Origin of the sequence: Pedobacter antarcticus, assembly GCF_900112985.1 — a bacterium.
Classification (GTDB): Bacteria; Bacteroidota; Bacteroidia; order Sphingobacteriales; family Sphingobacteriaceae; genus Pedobacter; species Pedobacter antarcticus.
The window spans coordinates 196819-215922 of sequence record NZ_FONS01000004.1; the positions used below are offsets into that span (position 1 = coordinate 196819).

Consider the following 19104-nt stretch of genomic DNA (forward strand, 5'->3'; position numbering starts at 1 on the left):
TTATTTTTATATGGATCTGAAAAGATATCTGCTTTATAAGTATGTCTTTTCCTAGGATTCCTAATGGCTAAATAGCCTCTGAATTTTAATGAAGAAATTCCTTACTCTGTTTTTCTGTATGCTTTGGAGTGGGCTACTTTGCAGCCAGGACCTCCACCTGAGTGGAAAAGTGACCGCTGCGACAGGCCTTCCTATCAAAAATGTGAGCATTTCAATTATAGGTCAATCCCGTTATTCCGTTACCGATTCCGCTGGTATGTTTTCAATATATGGTTTAAAACCAGGAGTATACGAGGTGAATTTTATACATATCGGGTATCAGAAAAAGGTGCAGATAGCTGTGGTCGCCACTGTTGATGTCTTTTTGACCATTACGATGGAGCAACGGCAACATCAACTAAAGGAGGTTAGCGTACGAAATAAGCGGGGAAAAATAAGAGGTCAGACCGAATCTATGAATATTGAAGTGGTCGGCAGTGAATTTATTCAACGGAATTTGGGCGGAAGTTTAATGCAAACCCTAGACCGCCTTCCGGGAATTAATACAATCGGTATTGGATCCGGGCAATCCAAACCCCTTATCAGGGGGTTGGGTTTTAACCGTGTGGTAGTTGTAGATAAAGGTGTTAAGCACGAAGGCCAGCAGTGGGGAGCAGACCACGGGTTGGAAATCGATCAGTTCGCAGCAGGCGAAGTAGAATTGATCAAAGGAGCAGCTTCCTTTCTTTACGGTTCCGATGCGATTGGGGGTGTGATTGATATTAAACCCAGAGCTATTCCTGGAAAAAATACATTTGGCGGCGCAGTGGATTTGATTGGAAAAAGCAATAATAATCTTTACGGCACATCTGCAAATTTGTTTGCCCGTAAAAACCACTTTTTTTATGATGCCCGTGTTACTTATCAGAATTATGGAGACTACAGAGTGCCTGCGGATCAGGTTTTTGTGTATGACTACGCCGTAAATCTTAAAGACGGACGATTAAGAAATACTGCGGGCCGTGAAACTGCATTGCATTTTAATACCGGTTATATCAAGGATAGATTCAGGACTGTTTTTTATCTCAGTAATACTTATAGTAAAAGTGGATTCTTCGCAAATGCACATGGTCTGGAACCGAGAAGAGTAGACACCGAAATGCACGACCGTTCAAGCCGGGATATCCAGATGCCTGGGCAGGAGGTTAACCACTTGAAGTTAATAAACCGTACTGAGTATAGTGTTGCACAACATAGACTGCAAATGGAGCTTGGCTACCAACACAATTTTCGGCAGGAATTCAGTCAGTATGTAAATCATGGATACATGCCACCAGCTTATCCGGATACACTTAATATACCTGCAGATCTCGAGCGGGAATTTGATAAACACGTATACAGTGTAAATCTGCGGGATGAGTTTAAAGTAGGAAAGCATTTGCTAACTGCAGGGGTTAATGCAGAATATCAGCACAACCGGATCAATGGCTGGACTTTTCTTGTGCCTTCATTTAATCAGTTAACTGCGGGTGCTTTTATTTATGACAAATATGAGCTGAACGACCGTGTGCTTTTACATGCCGGAATGCGGTATGATTATGGAAGCGTCCGGCTCTTTGAATATCAGGACTGGTTTCCTTCTGAAGGTGCGACGGGCACAGCCGGCGGTAAACTGACCCGGGCAAATAATCTGAAACGCCGGTTTGGCAGCGTGGTCTGGTCAGCAGGCATAAACTATAACCCGGAACACTTTGTACTGAAAGCAAATCTGGGTAAAAGTTTCAGAATGCCCATTGCTAAAGAGTTGGGGGCAAACGGTGTCAACTATCATTATTTCAGTTATGAAAAAGGAGATGCAAACCTCTCGGCAGAACAATCTTATCAAGCGGACCTAAGCCTGGGCTGGGATGCTGAAAATTGGTCTGTACTGATCACTCCATTTTATAATTATTTCCCAAATTATATTTATCTGAATCCTACTGCTTACCATGATTATTTCTATGGTGCAGGTAACCAGGTCTTCCAGTATGCGCAAAGTAAAGTGATGCGTTATGGTGGCGAATTTAAACTCCGGGTGGATCTGCTAAAGGGGCTCAGTTCTGAATTTGTAGGTGAATATTTATATGCCAGGCAGCTTTCAGGTGATAAAAAAGGTTATGGCTTACCCTTCTCACCACCTGTATCTGGTATGATAAGCTTGTCCTGGTCACCCGTATTCGGAAGGAATTTGGACGATACCTATTTTGCGATCGATTACCGGATTGCAGGAAAGCAGGACCGGATTGTTCCACCCGAAAAGAAAACACCGGGCTATACAGTAATCAACCTTCAGGCAGGTACCAAAATAAACCTATTTCGTCAACCAGTAATGCATAGTCTGCAAGCGCAGAATTTACTGGATACCAAATATATGAATCATACAAGCTTCTATCGCCTGATAGAATTGCCCGAGGCAGGGAGAAATCTTATCCTGTCTTTAAAAATCCCATTTCATTGAAAATGAGAGCGAACTAATTTAAAATCAACACAAATATTTAAAAATCAAACAATTATGCAAAAAACAGATCAAAACACCTGGAATGCCAAGACAGGCAAAATGAAAATTAACAAGATGATGGTTATACTGCTCTTTTTCTCTGCAGCATTCACTGCTTGTAAAAAAGACGATAAACCGGAGATATCTGCGCCAGTTATCAACGCGCTGGAAATCGGTCATGACAATAATAAAACTGCTTATCCCGGCACCGATATTCATATCGAGGCCGAACTGATTGCTGCAGGAAAACTAGCAAGTGTAAAAGTAGAGATCTCTCCTAAATCAGGTAGCGGCTGGAAATTTAATCAGGAGTACGTAGATGGTTTTTCAGGTTTAAATAATGCAAGCTTCCACAAGCACATCGACGTGCCGGCAGATGCTGCTATCGGCCAGTATCTGGTGGTTTTCGCGGTAACCGATCAACAAGGATCAGTTACAAAAATAGAGAATACTCTGGAAGTAAAATTCGATCCTTTTCTACCCGCAGCGACCGGATTTGAGGTAGGTATTAACACTGCCGGTAATGATCTCCATATGGAAGCGACGCTTACTGCGGTTAATAAAATTGCTAAAGTCGTTGCTGAGGTACATGGGGCAGGATGGGAAAAAGAATTTGAATTTACAGATGCAGCAATGGTTGGACAGACTACCTATAAATTGCATAAACACCTGGATGTAACCGCAGCTCCAAAAGGCCATTATCATGTTCATCTGAAAATAATTGACCAGGCTGGAAAAGAAAATGAGTTTGAACAGCACTTTGACAAACCCTGATTACAAGATTAAATTAAATATCAAATGAAGAAGATATATACTGTTTTTATACTAATAGGTCTGGCATCCGGACTTTCAGTTGCTTGTAAAAAAGATAATCAATCTGCTCCCGAAGCAGGAAAGCCAACTGTTGATAATATCGAAATTGGAACCGGCAATAATAAAAATGCCTTGCGAGGTAGAGATTTTCACTTAAATGCTGATATAATTGCAGGAGACAAAATAAGTGATGTTCAAGTTAAAATTCTGCAGAAAAGTACAGAAAGTTATTCAGCTTCCTGGAAGTTTGAACTGAATTGGGGGGAATTTAAAGGCGTTAAGAATACGAACGTGCACAAACACTTTACCATTCCTGCTGAAGCGCCAGAAGGAAAATACGATTTCTTTTTTATTGTCTTGGACGAAAATGGCAGCAAGCTGGAAATCAGGGAAGATTTTGTTATAACTGATCCTGCTAATGTTCCGGTCGACCCTCAAATAGGGAGGGATATGATTTCCAGAAATGGACAGCTAATTTATTATATGGAAACCTGGGTTGAGAAGGAACTTATTTTTAAAAAAGGCGATGAGCTTAAAGCTCATGCTCAAGTCAACGGAATTAAAGGTGATGGAATATTATATTCTGTGTTGATTAAAAGAAGTGCAAATTATCACCCTGAGTCCATAGATAATCTTGATTTTAATAAGGCTATTGTTATTTCAAGAGTAGAACATCATGACTTGCCATCGGCTTCGAAAGTGACTACGCTTAAACAGGTTAATGGTGTTTGGGGATGGGAAGATATCACGATCGGTGCCATTGAAGATTTCAATGAGCCGAAACCTAATCCCGTCTCGGGTGAGAAAAGTTGGGCATCCGGTCAATATGATCTGGTTTTTCTGTACAAAAACACGACTTATAATCGCAGTACTTTTAAATCATTTCCAATCACTATAGACTATAAATAATCATGGTGTTGGAATTTAACACGATTCACTTATTAAAAAATACAATGAGAAGAATAAATTTTTTACTGTCTCCAGTTTTAATACTCTTTTTGCTTACGAATTGTAGTAAAGACAATAATAGTACAATTGACACTACCTATCCAGAAATCGATAACACCGCTTCAGATGCGTTTCCTAAACAATGTAGTGTAATAAAACGTGGGGAGACGTTTACTTTTCGTGCATTACTGACTGATAACTCACAGCTTGGTTCCGTAAGCGTAGATATTCACCATAATTTCGATCATCACACACATAGTACCGAGGTCGATGACTGCGGAATGGAACCAGTAAAGAAGGCAGTAAAGCCTTTTTTACTGATCAGGGATTTTCCAATTCCTGCGGGATCGAAAAGTTACCACTTAAACACTGAAATCACTGTTCCTGCAGATATCGATCCGGGGGATTATCATTTTATGATTCGTCTGACAGATAAAGCGGGTTGGCAGACTATAAAAGGACTAAGTGTAAAAATACAATAGTCTATTCTATTTTATTCAGCAGTGCATCCTGAAAAATGTGCTGCTGAATATTAAATAGGTTTAGTTTTTTCCGGTATATTTTAATTTAACCAATGGAAAATCAATCCTTTTGGTGAAATTCAGAAATTCGTAGATTTGTATGGCTCTTTTATTTGATTCTAATACATGCAGAAATGGGATATTACCCTTTTCGATCGTTATCTGACATAGCCCGCGTAATAATTGCTGCGCATAACCATTGCCTGTATGGGAGGGATGTGTACAAACAGCGCTGAGCTCTGTGAAACCATCCAATTTCATTCTTTCTCCGGCGACCGCTACAAGAATTCCTTCCTTTCTTATGCCGTAATAATTGCCCAAAAGTGTTGTTTTTCGTTTAAAAAAACCTGGTTGTACAAGATTCACCAATGCATGGAGCTCATCTGAATCTTGTTCCGAGAGCTGTGATATGGGATTTATCGCGGATTCTACTGGAGAAGGGTTGTAAACCATTTGTATACAAGCTAATCGCTGCAGGATTTCCCAATTTTCAGGAACGGATTCCAGTTCGTCCTTTAAGAATCTTTCTTCCCCTTCTTTCAAATAAGCTTCCAGTTCTGTTAATAGATTTTTATCGTTATACTGTATACCCATAAATGGAATAGTTTGTTCCTGGTAGCATTTTACCCCAGGCGTACCAACTGCAAACTCCTGATGAACTGAAGATAAAGCGTTCCAGATTGGATTGTCTAGTAAGAATAATTTAAGTTTCATTAGCCAGTGATCTTTATTGTAAATTTTTACGTAAAATTTTACATAAGTCAAATGTATGGATTTTGATGCTTAAAAAAAACCTAATATTTATTTTTTGCAGGATTTTTAGTTGCTACATAAACAAAAATTAATTTGTAAAGTTATTGTACATGAAAAAGCCAAAAGATTTTATATTAGCGCCCGCCTGCAGAAAAAATTATGTATAACGACCCGCCATTTTTAAGTAAAGAACAATTAATAACTGTACTAGATCAGACTAAAACAGCTACGGCTGTACATGTTGGAGAACTCGCTGTCATTCAAATGGCCAATGACGCGATGTTGAAAATCTGGGACAAAGACCGGTCAGTTATCGGGAAATCTCTTGAAGATGCATTGCCTGAATTGAAAGGACAGCCTTTTGCAGAAATGTTTAAACGTGTATGGCAAGAAGGTATTACTGTTGCCGGAACGGAGACTGCCGCCGACCTGATTACCGATGGACAGCTGTACACTTATTATTTTGATTTCGAATACCGTGCTATTAAAGACATAGACGGGAAAACTATCTGTATTTTACATACCGCAACCGATGTAACCGAACGTGTGAAACATCGTTTAACACTTCAAGAAGCTTACTCGAAGGAGCAGGCTTTGTTGAGAGAACAATCACTCAACGAAGAACTTGCTGCCTCGAATGAGGAACTGAATGCGGTCAATGAAGAGTTATCTAAAAATCAGGATGAGCTTAAAATATTAAATGAAACCCTTGAAGGTAGAGTAGAAGCACGTGTCAGGGATTTAAGAGAGAGCGAAAATAATTTCCGCTTGCTCTCCGAAGAACTTGCGGCGATGAACGAAGAAATGGCGGCCGCTAATGAAGAACTTCTGACTTCTAATGAAGAGTTATATGAGGCTCAGCAAAGATTGCAGGAAATTTACGACCGGCTTGAAGACAAGGAAATTGCCTTAAGGCTTGCCATTGAGGCTGCAAACTTCGGAACATGGCATATTCATTCTGTATCCAGGGAGTTTGTCACTTCCGCCAGGCTCAGGGAGCTTTTCGGATTCCATGCAGATCAGAACATAACAATTGAAGATGCGCTCAATCAAATTACAGATGAATACCGGCAATACGTATCAGATAAATTTGAGAATGCTCTAAGTGGGAATGGCGATTATGATGTTTCCTATCCTGTGGAAGGTTATCACGATAAAAAAATTCGATGGCTAAGGGCAGTAGGGAATTTAAAAGCAGATAAATCGGGTGAGTTTTCTGCTTTTACAGGTGTAGTGATGGATATCTCAGTACTTAAAAAGGATGAACAACGCAAAAACGATTTCATAGGTATGGTAAGTCATGAGCTGAAAACACCGCTTACCTCAATGAACGGATACCTACAATTATTGCAGCGTAAAACCAGCAAAATGCAAGATGATTTTATTAATTCTTCTTTAGACATGGCAGTCAGACAAGTCAAAAAAATGACAAGTATGATTAATGGTTTTTTAAATGTTTCCCGTCTTGAATCTGGTAAAATAGTTTTAAATCGACATCACTTTCTTTTAAGCGACCTGGTACAGAACGCAGTGGAAGAAGCCAGATTAATGGAGACCGGCCATACTATAAACTTTCATCCTTGCGAAAATATACCTGTATACGCTGACTTCGATAAGATAAGTAACGTTATTTCTAATCTTTTGAGTAACGCCGTAAAATACTCACCTGCTGATAAGAATATTAACTTACAGTGCGAAATAACCGATGGAATGGCGCAGGTGAGCGTTAAGGACAATGGTATTGGAATCAATGAGGTCGACTCCAGTAGAATTTTCGAGCGTTATTATAGAGTTGTGAGGGACAGTCATATTTCGGGTTTTGGTATCGGTCTTTATCTGAGTGCAGAAATTATTGCAAGACATCATGGTAATATCTGGTTAGAGAGTGATCCTGGTAAAGGTTCTACCTTTTATTTTAGTATTCCTTTAGCTAAACAACCCGGAAATTAAAGAGTAAATGAAACATTTTATTTTCCACGATGTTAGGGGATTAAATTCTATTAATTAAAAACCTGTTATTAGCTTATCAATTATGGAAAACAACGAAAATAGTGCCTTTCAAGATGCACTGGATCCGAGTGAATTGGATGCAGCTGCCAATTTTAGCGAACTTAACGAAGAAAATGACACCATTGACGGAGAAAATGAAAATGAAGAACTTTCTCCTGCAGATGAAGAGGAACTAGCGGAGGGCAACCCTGTTCCGGATCAGGATGAATATACGGGCTACGACTCCAGTGAAGATACAGGTAATACAGCAGCAGATCTGGATCTGAATTTAGACGATGACGACGATACAGCTATTGAACCAGAAGATCTCGACACGCTTAACGCACAGGATGAGGACGATCAGGATACTATGTCTTAAAATGCGGGCCGGCATGTGATTCTCTGTTTACCCGAATGGAAGAAACGGGCGATGTTATTGGTATGCCGGGATAATGTATTTTACTAAAATATCAAATGCCCGTTTTGCTTTCCATGAACCATAATTACTTTGTGTAAAAACGATAACCAAGCCTAAATCTTTAATAGTCATAATGTATTGTCCGCCATTACCAGAAGCAAAAACAATATTCGCTGTGAACCCATCGGTTTTTACTTGTTCATTATACCAGTAATAACCATAAAAAGCAGGTTGGGGAATCGCCGTTTTGTTTTTGCTTAATTTAATGAAAGATGTTTCAGGTATAGGAATATTTGCCGTTGTAGAGCTTTTCAGCCATTTTTCACTAACTATGCGTTTACCATTCCAGATACCCCTGTTAAGCAGGAGCTGACCTATTTTTTGCATATCCTGTGTACGGATAAAAAATGATCCTCCAGTCATACCATGTCCAGCGGGGTCGGTAGTCCACCTGTAGTTTGTAATGCCCATTGGTTCGAACAGATATAATTTAGCGAATTCCATTATAGACATACCAGATGCATTGCTGATAATACCACTAATGATCATTGGGTCAATTGATGTATATGACCATATTTTTCCAGGTTCATGTTTCATTGGCACACTTAGCGAAAATTTCAGCCAGTCTTTGGTAGGTTCCATTTCGGACTCACAATCCTTTTCGCCATTCCATTCGTCGCAATCTATTCCGGAACGCATTTCCAGTAGATTTTTAATAGTTATTCTCCGTTTTAACGGATCTGCGGCAAATGCTTTCTCTTCCGGAAAGAAGGTGTAAACAAATTGATTTACATTTTTTACTATACCTCTGTCAATAGCAATTCCTAAAAGTAGGCTAGCTACTGATTTGAAAGAGGATCTGGAGTCGTTTAATGAATCTGCAGTAAAACCATTGAAATAGTGTTCATAAACCGGTGCTCCATCTTTTGAGATCAGAATGCTATTTATGCCAGAATACTCATTCCGTAAAATAGCTGCTTCAGCTTCAGCCATAATGCTGGAAGTTTTAACCGGAAGTGTCTGAGCATCCAGTTTCAACGTGAGTGTAAAGACAGGTATGAATGTAAGGACAGATAAAATAACGAGCGCATTAAGTTTCATGAAGTTAAAGATACATTTCAATTTGAGAATGAACTGCATAGAAATAATAATGTTTCTGTAGAGGTAATCGGCGCAGTTTTTGAAGCATGAAAATTAATCTAGTTTTTATATATGCCCGAGAACCAATTGTTATTAGACGCATTCAGAAATAGTAATTTTGAAGAAGCCAGGGAATTATTGAAGGAGGAATCAAATGTCCCCGTTGATCTGCAGCCCTTTGAAAGGATCCAGTTGTTCGACAAATTAATCAGAAATAAAGCATTCGATATTATTTTGCTCTTTATCAGACATCAATTAATTGAGACTGATTTATACGAATACACTAGTTTTGACCACACATTATTAAAAAGCATCTTCTTAAATCTTCAGCAAGAAGAAGAAGATATCATCTTTTTTGACGAGTTTCTTTCGTTGTTGCAAAATCTCAATGAGCCGATAAATAATCAAACACTTTTAGGTTACGCTCTAGAGTCAGGTGTGCATCCCGTATTGATTAAAAGCTTAATTAGGGCCGGTTGTGATACAAACTGGGTAAATAATGCTGAAGAAACTTATCTTCACCAGATTGCATCGAATAACCGAATTACGCCAGAAATTGCTGTTATTCTCCTTGATTTGATGATCAATGAGGGTTTGGATGTGAACGCCATGGATATCGTTAAAAAAACGCCACTCATCCATGCAATTTCGAGAAATAAAGTTCAGTTAATAGATCTACTGCTGAAAAATGGCGCGGACACTAATAAGCCCGATAACGTAGGAGAAACTGCCATTTACCATGCTGTAGTTCATCAGCAGAATTTATCTTTATATCATATGCTATGCGCCTATGAAAAGCCGGATTTCGAGATTCTGAATAAAAATAAGGTGACGATATTATTTGAATTTCTGCGCAGATTAAACCGGCCTTCAGAAACTTTGCTGAACTTATTAACTGCCCTTATCAATGACGGTGCTGATCTATATGCACCTGCAATTTATTACGGGAGCGAGAAGACTCCGGCAGATATTGTTGCAGAACAGACTTTCGATGTTTTTAATACAGTTATCCAGCTGGAGGCACTGGATCTAACGCGGCTAGACCAGAATGGGAATTCCCTGTTGCACAAAGTCTGTGCTTTTGATGTCAATTTTGATCAGGAAATGGCCAAAGACACCTATCGAAAGGTCAAACTATTGATTCAAAAAGGTATTGATATCAATCTGACAAATAATCAAGACCAAACTGCGATGATGCTCGCTTCAACTGATAACCTGAAAGCTAAAACTGTAGAGCTACTTTTGACCAATAAATAATCATTATGTCCATGTCATTTATAATTGCCTGTGAATCGGGCAAAAGAAAGATCGCTGAAATCTTATTAAAGAATAACGAAGTAGATGTTACTTATACCGATGAAAAAGGAAGAACTGCACTGCATTATGCAGCGCATAGAGGATATCTGGATATTGTAAAGGCTTTAGTTGAAGCGGGGGCAGATCTGGATTATGAAGATCACAACGGAGAGACTCCGTTATTCTTTTCATGTCTGCAGAAGCAGAAGCAAACAGCAATGTTTCTGCTGGAAAAATGCTCGAGAACTGACATTAGGGATCACCAAGGAAATAGTCTTTTACATCTGGCAGCCAGGACGTCTCAGGCAGAGGTTCTTCAGGAATTATTAAAAACCGGTTCAAATGCAGATCAGGAAAATAATGAAGCAGAAACACCGTTGATGTTTGCCGCATATAGCCGGAATAAAGAGGTTCTTTTGCAGTTACTAAATATAGGAGTTAATGTGAATGCAGCAGATAAGCAGGGGAATACTTCTCTATTCTATGCTGTGAAGTCAGGCAGTAATGCAGCACTCTCATTGCTGTTGGAGAACGGAGCTGAGGTTAATCAGGCGAATCACGCTGGTGAAACACCATTGTTACTGGCCTGCCATCAAAATAACAATATGCTTGTTAAATTATTAGTTGAATTCGGCGCCGATATAACTGTTTCCTCAAATAATGGCTTGTCTCCAATCTGGTATGCCTGTAACCATAATCAAAAAGAAATTGTAAACCTTTTCATTCAACAAGGAATTGACATCAATTATAGCAAGCCACTGTCCGGAAATGATGACTCCATGAATTCATACCTGGATTGGGTACAGACAGCTAATAATCTGGCAAATGAGAGTAATTTCTCCTTGAATGAGAACTATCAGTATGGAGGGGAAAGCTTGCTGCACGTTGCTGTTAAAAAGGGGCACCTGAGTCTGGTTAAACTTCTTCTCGAAAACGGCGCGGCTGTTAATATTCAGGATGAAAGCGGGAATACCGCTTTGCATTATGGGGCTGCCAACGGGAAAAAAGATATTGTAAAAACCTTGCTGGAAAATGGTGCAGATATAGCAGCAGTTAACGTTAAAGAGCAGAAAGCGATTGATTATTCAAATATCAAAGGATTTAATGAAATCACGGCGTTATTACTTTCTTTTGGACCTAAGGATACGAATGTTGACACTGGTAGTTCAATAAATACTAAAAAACAAGATCTTCTGGATCTTAAAGACCTTTTAGATGCCGGAATCCTTACGCCGGCAGAATTCGAGATTGAAAAACAAAAAATACTTCAAGGATAAATAGCAATAAACAAACATTATATAAAAATGGAATTTTACAGAAACAGAAAAAAGTCAGTTAATCTTATACTCATATGTTCAGGAATACTTGTTCTCCTGATAGCTATCTTTTTATACAGTATCGGTTTGTTTAATGGTGAGGTGGTTGCTAAGGGAGTCGCCATCTCCTCTATATTTGGTTTAATACTGGCAGTTATAATAGTTAAAATGTTAATCTCTTTAAGAGATACCTCCCCGTTGGTAATCTTGAGTGAGCAAGGTATAATAGCTAAAGTTACTCCGGTTAGTAAAGCAGCCGGGTTGATTTTGTGGGCCGATATTATTGATATGAACTTGACTAAAGTTGGTGCAGACACATTGATCGCACTTACAGTCAATAAACCTGATCACTACGGACCTATAATCCGTAAGAAATTATCTGCCCTGGCAACTAGCGGGGCAGATGACGGACAGGGAAACCTGTTAGTTTTCCTGACGGCTTCAGCGCTGGATGTTGAAGCACCGGAATTACTATCCATAATCACGAAATATAAAGACGGACTGCGTTAGTCATTAAAATTTTAAATAATACTCTTGGAGGTGAAGAAGACGCCTGCTTGATTAGATATTTTACTTTTAACAGTGGCTTAATATCCGGGCTATAATTTTGGCCGCCAGAAGAGTTATGGATATTAACAGTACAGACAATATAATCTGGAGTCACATTATAAAGGGGGAAGAGAAAGCCTTCGAGATTCTTTTTATCAGGTATTATCCGGGATTAATCAGGTATGCGAAAAATCTTCTCCCATATCCAAGCGATGAAGCAGAAGATATCATCACCGATGCTTTCTTTAAAATATGGCAGCAGCGGGAAACTGTAAATATTCACACATCTGTCGTTTCGTATCTTTATGTGGTTGTGCGCAGCCGTATTTACGACTTCTACCGGGCAAAACGAATGCATGTTCCTATTGAGGATGCACTCGATTTTGCCGGACCAGAATATTTAGTTCCTGACCATCTTCTAGTCTATAAAGAATTATGTATGGAAATGGAATACCTCATCAGCCTGCTTCCCAAACGTACCAGATTAATTTATCAGATGAACAGAAATGATAATATCACCTATAAAGATATTGCTGTCATTTTAGATATCTCGGTCAACTCTGTGAAAACACATATGTATCGCGCAATCAGTTTCTTAAAAGAGTCTTATTATGCTTCGCCTAAAAATTCCGGGTGTTAAGCTATTGTTACCCATATTATCGTTGTGTGAATTCGTGAGATGCCTGTCATGAACTGGTTACTCTTAATCGTCCTATAGATGAAAAAAGAGAAATACCATTTTGGAAGAAATATATTTATTGATTACACGCCATCTGGCAGGGCAGACGAGCGAGGAAGAAGAAAAACATCTACGGGAATGGACCAGTTCTTCTTCGGTTAATGCAAGAACCTTTGAGGAAGTTAAACAGGTTTGGCTAGCTTCTTATCAAAGAGATGATACAGCAGCGATCCATGCTTTTCAGCGACTCGACAAAAAAATGCATGCTCACAAAAAGCAGAAGCCCGGTATTACTCCGTCCGGTAAGTTACCAATTTCTAAACCCAGGCGATTTGCCATAATTGCATCACTCGCCCTGACCTTTATAATTTCAGCATTACTTTATAAGGTTTATTATCCATCGGAACCGGTTGTGATTAAAGAATTCACGGTCTCCGGTCAGAAAAAAGAGATCTGGCTGGCTGATGGAACTAAAGTTTTTCTTGCTCCTCAAAGTGAGCTTTTTTATCCAAAAGATTTTACAGCAGAAAAGCGGGTGGTTGAACTGCAGGGCGAGGCGTATTTTGAGGTAAGTAAAGACCCGCACCGGCCATTTATTGTACGTACAGCAACACTGGACGTACAGGTATTGGGTACGCATTTCAACGTAAACAGCTATAAAAAGAATACCTCCACATCCGTATCGCTAATGGAAGGAAAAGTTAAAGTACTCATGGCGGGAGACGATGGAGATGAATATCTGCTGGAGCCGGGTCAGGAACTCTCATTGAATAAATTAAATCATCAGGTTTATCAGCATGAGTTCGATCAGGAATCTACAACCGGCTGGATGACAAATACATTATTAATTAAAAACGAGAAGTTGGGGCAGGTAGCTGAAAAGATAAACCAGCTTTATGGTGTTAAACTCATTTTCGCAGATCAGGCTACGGCCGACACCCGTTTGTACGCGAGATTCAAAAACGAATCCTTAATAAATGTACTGGAAACGATTAGTGCAACTGGAAATATTGCCTACCGTATAGAAAGAAACAAGGTCTATTTAACCCTTAAAAATTGAATTTACAAAACAGAATAATATCCTGATAGAAAGAGACATGCCAGGCATGGGCTTTTTAAAATTTAACCGGCATGGACTAGATGCCGGTTAATAACGCCATATAAATGTTCGAATATTTAAGATAACGAATTTGCTAATTTATGAAAATAAAGATATTTACACGCTATTTATTCTACCCCTTATTGTGCATTATTAGCACAATAACATTATTAATCACGACGGGCATAGGGCCGGTTTCTGGTGCCGAAAAAGATCAGGACCTCTCTAAAATACAGTGCTCGGTAACTGCCTCGAGACAATCCTTACAAAGCGTTTTTGACTTGATACAGAAACAAACGGCTTTTAGTATAGTATGTGTGAATCAAATGGGGTTTTTACAAAAAGAAATCACTCTTAATGCGCCTAAAAGCAACCTCGAAGATGTAATGCAGCAGCTTTCGGTAAAAGCTGGTTTTACTTATACAGCATTAAGCGATAAGATCATTGTTAAAACCATCGCACCGGCGGGCATTGCAAATAATGTTGCAAGAGTTATTAAGGGACGTGTTACAGATAAAACTAATGGAGCGCTTCCGGGTGTATCCATATTAGTAAAAGGAACAAATACAGGTACTTCCAGTAATCAGGAAGGTGATTTTTCCATTAAAGCGTCGACTGGTGATATTTTGACTGTTTCCTTCATAGGATATAAAACTGCAGGAATTCCGGTAACCGAAGCTGAAAATTATGCAATTATACTGGAAGAAGATGCGCAAGGCCTATCTGAAGTTGTGGTAACTGCATTGGGCGTAAAGAAGGAGAAGGCTAAACTCGGGTATGCTGTTCAGGAAGTTCAGGGTGAGAGCCTGGTAAAGGCGCGTGAACCCAATGTTATCAACTCCCTGACAGGTCGTGTTGCAGGTCTGAATATTCAGAATTCTACCGATCTTTTTCAGGACCCTAAAATCTCATTACGTGGACGTAGTCCGCTGGTGGTTATTGATGGTATTCCGGATCAATCCGCAGACGTGTGGAAAATTAACGCCGATGATATTGAAAGTATGACCGTACTTAAAGGTGCAAATGCTTCTGCTTTATATGGCTCTATCGGACAGAATGGTGCAATTATGATTACGACTAAACGTGGTAAAAGTAATGGATTGAGTATTGACGTTAATACCTCTACCGAATTTCAGCCGAGCTTTGTGCGGATCCCAAAAGTTCAAACGCAGTATGGAAATGGATTTAAGGGGCAGTATGCCTATGTGGATGGTTCTGGAGGCGGAACAGAAGGCGGCGGCTGGATCTGGGGGCCTAAACTCGATCAGTTGGATCCATCGACACGCAGTGGATATTTTGAGACCCCACAGTTTAACAGCCCGATTGATCCCCTTACTGGAAAGCTGGTTCCACTACCTTTTATATCCCGGGGGGAGAACAATGTATCAGATTTCTTTAGAACCGGAAGTATATCCAGTAATAATATAAGTGTTACCCAAACGTCTGACCGGGGCACATTCAGAGCATCTGCTTCTCATGTTTATCAACGAGGAGTCGTACCAAACACAGATTTAAAAAACACCTCTTTTAATCTTTCGGGGAACTATAAACTGACCGACGAGCTAACTATGGATGCCAGGATCAGTTATAACCGTCAATACACTAATAATTTTCCTGAAACAGGTTACGGGCCAACAAACTATTTATACAATCTGATTTTATGGACAGGTGCAGACGTGAGTGTTAAAGACTTACGAAATTACTGGACGCCAGGTAAAGACGGGATACAACAGCGTAATTATAATAATTCCTATTATAATAATCCGTATTTCCAGGCTTATGAATATTTACAGGGATATGCGAAAGACAACACATTTGGATCACTCAACCTGAATTATAAACTGAGTCCTTCTTTTAGTGTGCAGTTCAGAAACGGAATAAATACCTACGGACTAAACCGCACTTATAAAGAGCCTAAAAGTTATATTGGATATGGAGATAAATCCCGCGGACAGTACACAGTTGCTACTGGTAATTATTTTGATATTGCATCTGACCTCATTGTTGACTATAATCATACCTTCACTGATAAAATCAAGCTGCATGCGCAATTTGGCGGATCAAATTATTACAGAAATCATAAGTACGGAAGCACCAATACTGACGGTCTTGACGTTCCAGGGTTCTATAACTTATCTAATTCGACAAATCCGCTTCAGGGTACAAATTTCATAGAGGAGAGACGTACAAGTGGAATTTATGGTTTAGTAGATCTTGAATTTTTAAATGGAATCTATTTAACTGCCACCGGTAGGAATGACCATATTTCTACTTTACCTGTTGCAAACAATAGTTTCTTTTATCCGTCTGTGAGTTCATCTGTAGTGATTTCCCAGCTCACCAAGTTGCCAGATTGGCTTAGTTATCTGAAAGTTAGGGGAGCGTGGTCCAGAGTCTCCAGTGCGACACTGAATGATAACACAGGTGCGGCACTGAGTGATAAAACTTATACCTACAGTTATCTTCCTTCTTATAATAAGGGAGTGATCTGGAATAGTCAGCCGTCGCTCGCTTATGGCAGTGCACTATTAAATGGAAGCCTGAAACCGCAGACATCGGATAGCTGGGAAGCGGGTCTGGATGCGCGATTTTTTAATAACAGATTAAGTTTGGAAGCTACTTATTATCAGACTCGTGACTACAATAATATTGTATCTATTCCAATCTCAAATACAAGTGGTTTTAAAACAAGGTTGGACAACGGAAACGTATATCAGCGTAAAGGTGTCGAGCTTGTACTTTCCGGAACTGCCATACAAAGCAAGAACTTCAGCTGGGATATTACAGCAAACTTCAGTCAGTACCGCAGATATCTGAAAGAAATTTATGGCAATGCAGACCGCCTTAACAACCTGAAAGTAGGCGATCGTACAGACAAGATATTTACAACCGTTTATCAGGAAGATCCGAATGGCAATGTGATCTATGGTGCCAATGGCTTTCCACTGGAAGATACCTTTCAACGTTCAGTCGGAAATCAGGATCCTAACTGGACTTATGGAATGGAAAACTCCTTCCGCTACAAGAATTTTAGCTTTAAGTTCTTAGTAGACGGTCGTTTGGGAGGCAAGATCTATTCTACTACTAATCAGAAAATGTGGTGGGGCGGAACAAATCCAGGTACTGTAAACCAATATCGTGATGATGCCAATGCAGGTAATTCAACTTTTGTAGGTGAGGGTGTAATCTTGACTTCCGGTCAAGTAAATTATGACGGGAATGGCGTAATTATAAATGATACACGTACGTTCGCACCGAACACTAAAGCCGTAAATTATATTGATTATATGACCAATACAAGTAATGGTGCTTATAATAACTACAACTATTTCTCCCAGACTTTCCTGAAACTACGGGAAGTTACATTAACCTGGCAAGTACCCGCTAAATGGCTTGGTAAATCGGGAATAAAGGCATTAAATATCTCTGCCGTAGGACGTAATCTATTGCTATTCTCTAAAATGCCTAATGTAGATCCTGATCCGGGCGTTGACAATCTTCAAACTCCTTCTATGCGCACCATAGGATTTAATGCGAACCTAAGATTCTAATTGTAAAGACATACACATGAAAAAAAGAGTATTCATTTTACTTGCAGCAAGCATTGTTTTACTGCATACAGGATGTAAAAAACTAAGCGAATTTCAAATAGACCCCAATAAGTCGACCATTGCCACACCAGATTTATTACTTAATACGGTCGAACAAAAGGCTTTTCAGTCTACGAGTTTGAATGTTGCAGTTGCGACAAGACAGATGGGAATTACCGAGTCTGCATCCAATTATCAATATTATGGCTGGACCAGGAGCGATTACGGCGATTTTGACAATCTCTTGCAGGTGGTTAAAATGGAGCAGGCAGCGACCGCACAAAACAAACCAGAATATATGCCACTGGTGAAGTTTTTCAAAGCATGGTATTTTTTAAAACTAACCCAGACTTTCGGCGATATTCCTTATAGCGACGCTTTGAAAGGCGAAGATAATATCAGCTCACCAAAATATGACAAACAGGAAGATATTTACCTCAGCATATTGAACGACCTGAAAACTGCAAATGGCATGATTGACGGAAACACACCTTCTGTACAGCGTGATATTGTCTATAATGGTAATATGATGAATTGGAAGCGTGCAATCAATTCATTAGCGTTAAGGGTATTGATGAGCTTATCGATGAAGGAAAATGACAGTCGTTTTGAGATTAAAAAGCGGTTTGCTGAAATCGTAAATAACCCGTCCCAATATCCGGTTTTCACGGGTAATGCAGATAATGGCCAGTTAAAATTCTACGATCTTCAGGATAATCGTTATCCATATTTTAATGATAATAGTATCCAGACTGCCTATTATATGGATGAAAGTTTTGTCAATATATTAAAACAGCTTAAGGATCCGAGATTGTTCAGCTTTGCAGATAAGGCACCGAAGTTCGCAGCATTGCCAGCAACAGATTTTAGTGCTTATGCCGGCATACAAGGAAGTGCTCCAGTTAATGAAAATGCTTTGCGTCAGATAAAAGGAGAAGCATCCAGGATTAACCCCCGGTTTTATAGCAATCCGGTGAACGAAGCCAGTATCGCAATTGGATACCCTGAGCAGCAGTTTATTTTAGCAGAAGGTGTGACCAGGGGCTGGATCGGAGGAAGTGCAAATGATTATTATCAGAATGGAATTGCGGCTTCCATGAGTTTTTATAATATTGATCAGACGACTATCAAAAATTATTTGTCACAGAGCGAATTGCAGTTGGGCAATAATGCTGTTTCACAGATTATTACTCAAAAATATATTGCTTCGTTTATGAACAGCAGCTGGCAACCATTTTTCGAACAGAGACGTACTGGTTTTCCGGTTTTTGAGGTTTCCGGTTCAGGCGTGTTGAATAATAAACGCGTACCTAAACGCTGGATGTATCCGGAGTCGGACTTGCAGGTAAATCAGCAGCATGTGATTGATGCAATTAGCAGGCAGTTTCCGGAGGGAGATAATATAAACGGAGTAATGTGGCTCCTTAAGCCATAAGTTCTGAACTCAATTCTTATATTCATCAATACGATCAGATATT

At 39.5% G+C, this 19104-nt stretch carries 15 protein-coding genes; 13 read left to right on the forward strand and 2 right to left on the reverse strand.

Annotation, left to right across the window (positions count from 1 at the left end):
• Positions 1 to 88: 88 nt before the first annotated feature.
• From BM192_RS10630 to BM192_RS10645, 4 genes are read left to right on the forward strand one after another with little or no spacing between them, the layout of a single operon-like run.
• Entirely contained in the window at positions 89 to 2476 is a 2388-nt protein-coding gene (locus tag BM192_RS10630; protein ID WP_037444394.1) for a TonB-dependent receptor, read from the forward strand.
• 54 nt (positions 2477 to 2530) lie between these two features.
• The gene (locus tag BM192_RS10635; RefSeq protein WP_037444392.1) at positions 2531 to 3289 is read left to right on the forward strand and encodes a DUF4625 domain-containing protein; all 759 of its coding nucleotides are present in this window, start codon (positions 2531 to 2533) and stop codon (positions 3287 to 3289) included.
• A gap of 24 nt (positions 3290 to 3313) precedes the next feature.
• Positions 3314 to 4237, forward strand: a complete 924-nt coding sequence (locus BM192_RS10640) for a DUF4625 domain-containing protein (protein ID WP_037444390.1) — start codon at positions 3314 to 3316, stop codon at positions 4235 to 4237.
• 44 nt (positions 4238 to 4281) lie between these two features.
• Positions 4282 to 4758 (forward strand): DUF4625 domain-containing protein, encoded by a 477-nt coding sequence (locus BM192_RS10645; RefSeq protein WP_037444537.1) that lies wholly within the window; start codon positions 4282 to 4284, stop codon positions 4756 to 4758.
• 60 nt (positions 4759 to 4818) lie between these two features.
• On the opposite strand, the gene BM192_RS10650 is transcribed toward BM192_RS10645, so the two are convergent.
• The gene (locus tag BM192_RS10650; RefSeq protein WP_051760232.1) at positions 4819 to 5511 is read right to left on the reverse strand and encodes a GNAT family N-acetyltransferase; all 693 of its coding nucleotides are present in this window, start codon (positions 5509 to 5511) and stop codon (positions 4819 to 4821) included.
• A 198-nt stretch (positions 5512 to 5709) separates the two neighbouring features.
• Here BM192_RS10650 and BM192_RS20640 point away from each other — a divergent pair, with 198 nt between their 5' ends.
• Both BM192_RS20640 and BM192_RS10665 read left to right on the forward strand, forming a co-directional pair.
• Positions 5710 to 7500, forward strand: a complete 1791-nt coding sequence (locus tag BM192_RS20640; RefSeq protein WP_051760230.1) for a sensor histidine kinase — start codon at positions 5710 to 5712, stop codon at positions 7498 to 7500.
• 82 nt (positions 7501 to 7582) lie between these two features.
• Complete coding sequence (locus BM192_RS10665; protein ID WP_037444388.1) at positions 7583 to 7918, forward strand: hypothetical protein; 336 nt, start codon at positions 7583 to 7585, stop codon at positions 7916 to 7918.
• A 54-nt stretch (positions 7919 to 7972) separates the two neighbouring features.
• Here BM192_RS10665 and BM192_RS10670 read toward each other — a convergent pair whose 3' ends face one another.
• Positions 7973 to 9058, reverse strand: a complete 1086-nt coding sequence (locus BM192_RS10670; RefSeq protein WP_037444386.1) for a serine hydrolase domain-containing protein — start codon at positions 9056 to 9058, stop codon at positions 7973 to 7975.
• Positions 9059 to 9169: 111 nt separating this feature from the next.
• Here BM192_RS10670 and BM192_RS10675 point away from each other — a divergent pair, with 111 nt between their 5' ends.
• The 7 genes from BM192_RS10675 (at position 9170) to BM192_RS10705 (ending at position 19061) form a co-directional block, all read left to right on the forward strand.
• Complete coding sequence (locus tag BM192_RS10675; RefSeq protein WP_037444384.1) at positions 9170 to 10354, forward strand: ankyrin repeat domain-containing protein; 1185 nt, start codon at positions 9170 to 9172, stop codon at positions 10352 to 10354.
• An 11-nt stretch (positions 10355 to 10365) separates the two neighbouring features.
• A complete protein-coding gene (locus BM192_RS10680) occupies positions 10366 to 11670 on the forward strand; it encodes an ankyrin repeat domain-containing protein (protein WP_234797540.1) in 1305 nt (434 codons plus the stop codon).
• A gap of 27 nt (positions 11671 to 11697) precedes the next feature.
• Positions 11698 to 12219 (forward strand): STM3941 family protein, encoded by a 522-nt coding sequence (locus tag BM192_RS10685; protein WP_037444380.1) that lies wholly within the window; start codon positions 11698 to 11700, stop codon positions 12217 to 12219.
• A 97-nt stretch (positions 12220 to 12316) separates the two neighbouring features.
• Positions 12317 to 12898 carry an RNA polymerase sigma factor gene (locus BM192_RS10690; protein ID WP_139218429.1) on the forward strand — a complete coding sequence of 194 codons (582 nt, stop codon included), beginning with the start codon at positions 12317 to 12319 and terminating at the stop codon, positions 12896 to 12898.
• Between the two features lie 100 nt (positions 12899 to 12998).
• Positions 12999 to 13997 (forward strand): FecR family protein, encoded by a 999-nt coding sequence (locus BM192_RS10695; RefSeq protein ID WP_074963980.1) that lies wholly within the window; start codon positions 12999 to 13001, stop codon positions 13995 to 13997.
• Between the two features lie 140 nt (positions 13998 to 14137).
• On the forward strand, positions 14138 to 17587 hold the full coding sequence (locus BM192_RS10700) for a SusC/RagA family TonB-linked outer membrane protein (RefSeq protein ID WP_081857568.1): 3450 nt from the start codon (positions 14138 to 14140) through the stop codon (positions 17585 to 17587).
• A 16-nt stretch (positions 17588 to 17603) separates the two neighbouring features.
• Entirely contained in the window at positions 17604 to 19061 is a 1458-nt protein-coding gene (locus BM192_RS10705) for a SusD/RagB family nutrient-binding outer membrane lipoprotein (protein ID WP_051760229.1), read from the forward strand.
• Positions 19062 to 19104 lie beyond the last annotated feature (43 nt).

Coding starts and splice junctions, on each gene's coding strand:
- BM192_RS20640 (WP_051760230.1), top strand. CDS start 5,710: ATGTATAACGACCCGCCATTTTTAAGTAAAGAACAATTAATAACTGTA.
- BM192_RS10680 (WP_234797540.1), top strand. CDS start 10,366: ATGTCATTTATAATTGCCTGTGAATCGGGCAAAAGAAAGATCGCTGAA.
- BM192_RS10630 (WP_037444394.1), top strand. CDS start 89: ATGAAGAAATTCCTTACTCTGTTTTTCTGTATGCTTTGGAGTGGGCTA.
- BM192_RS10670 (WP_037444386.1), bottom strand. CDS start 9,058: ATGAAACTTAATGCGCTCGTTATTTTATCTGTCCTTACATTCATACCT.
- BM192_RS10640 (WP_037444390.1), top strand. CDS start 3,314: ATGAAGAAGATATATACTGTTTTTATACTAATAGGTCTGGCATCCGGA.
- BM192_RS10665 (WP_037444388.1), top strand. CDS start 7,583: ATGGAAAACAACGAAAATAGTGCCTTTCAAGATGCACTGGATCCGAGT.
- BM192_RS10685 (WP_037444380.1), top strand. CDS start 11,698: ATGGAATTTTACAGAAACAGAAAAAAGTCAGTTAATCTTATACTCATA.
- BM192_RS10645 (WP_037444537.1), top strand. CDS start 4,282: ATGAGAAGAATAAATTTTTTACTGTCTCCAGTTTTAATACTCTTTTTG.
- BM192_RS10650 (WP_051760232.1), bottom strand. CDS start 5,511: ATGAAACTTAAATTATTCTTACTAGACAATCCAATCTGGAACGCTTTA.
- BM192_RS10700 (WP_081857568.1), top strand. CDS start 14,138: ATGAAAATAAAGATATTTACACGCTATTTATTCTACCCCTTATTGTGC.
- BM192_RS10705 (WP_051760229.1), top strand. CDS start 17,604: ATGAAAAAAAGAGTATTCATTTTACTTGCAGCAAGCATTGTTTTACTG.
- BM192_RS10675 (WP_037444384.1), top strand. CDS start 9,170: ATGCCCGAGAACCAATTGTTATTAGACGCATTCAGAAATAGTAATTTT.
- BM192_RS10635 (WP_037444392.1), top strand. CDS start 2,531: ATGCAAAAAACAGATCAAAACACCTGGAATGCCAAGACAGGCAAAATG.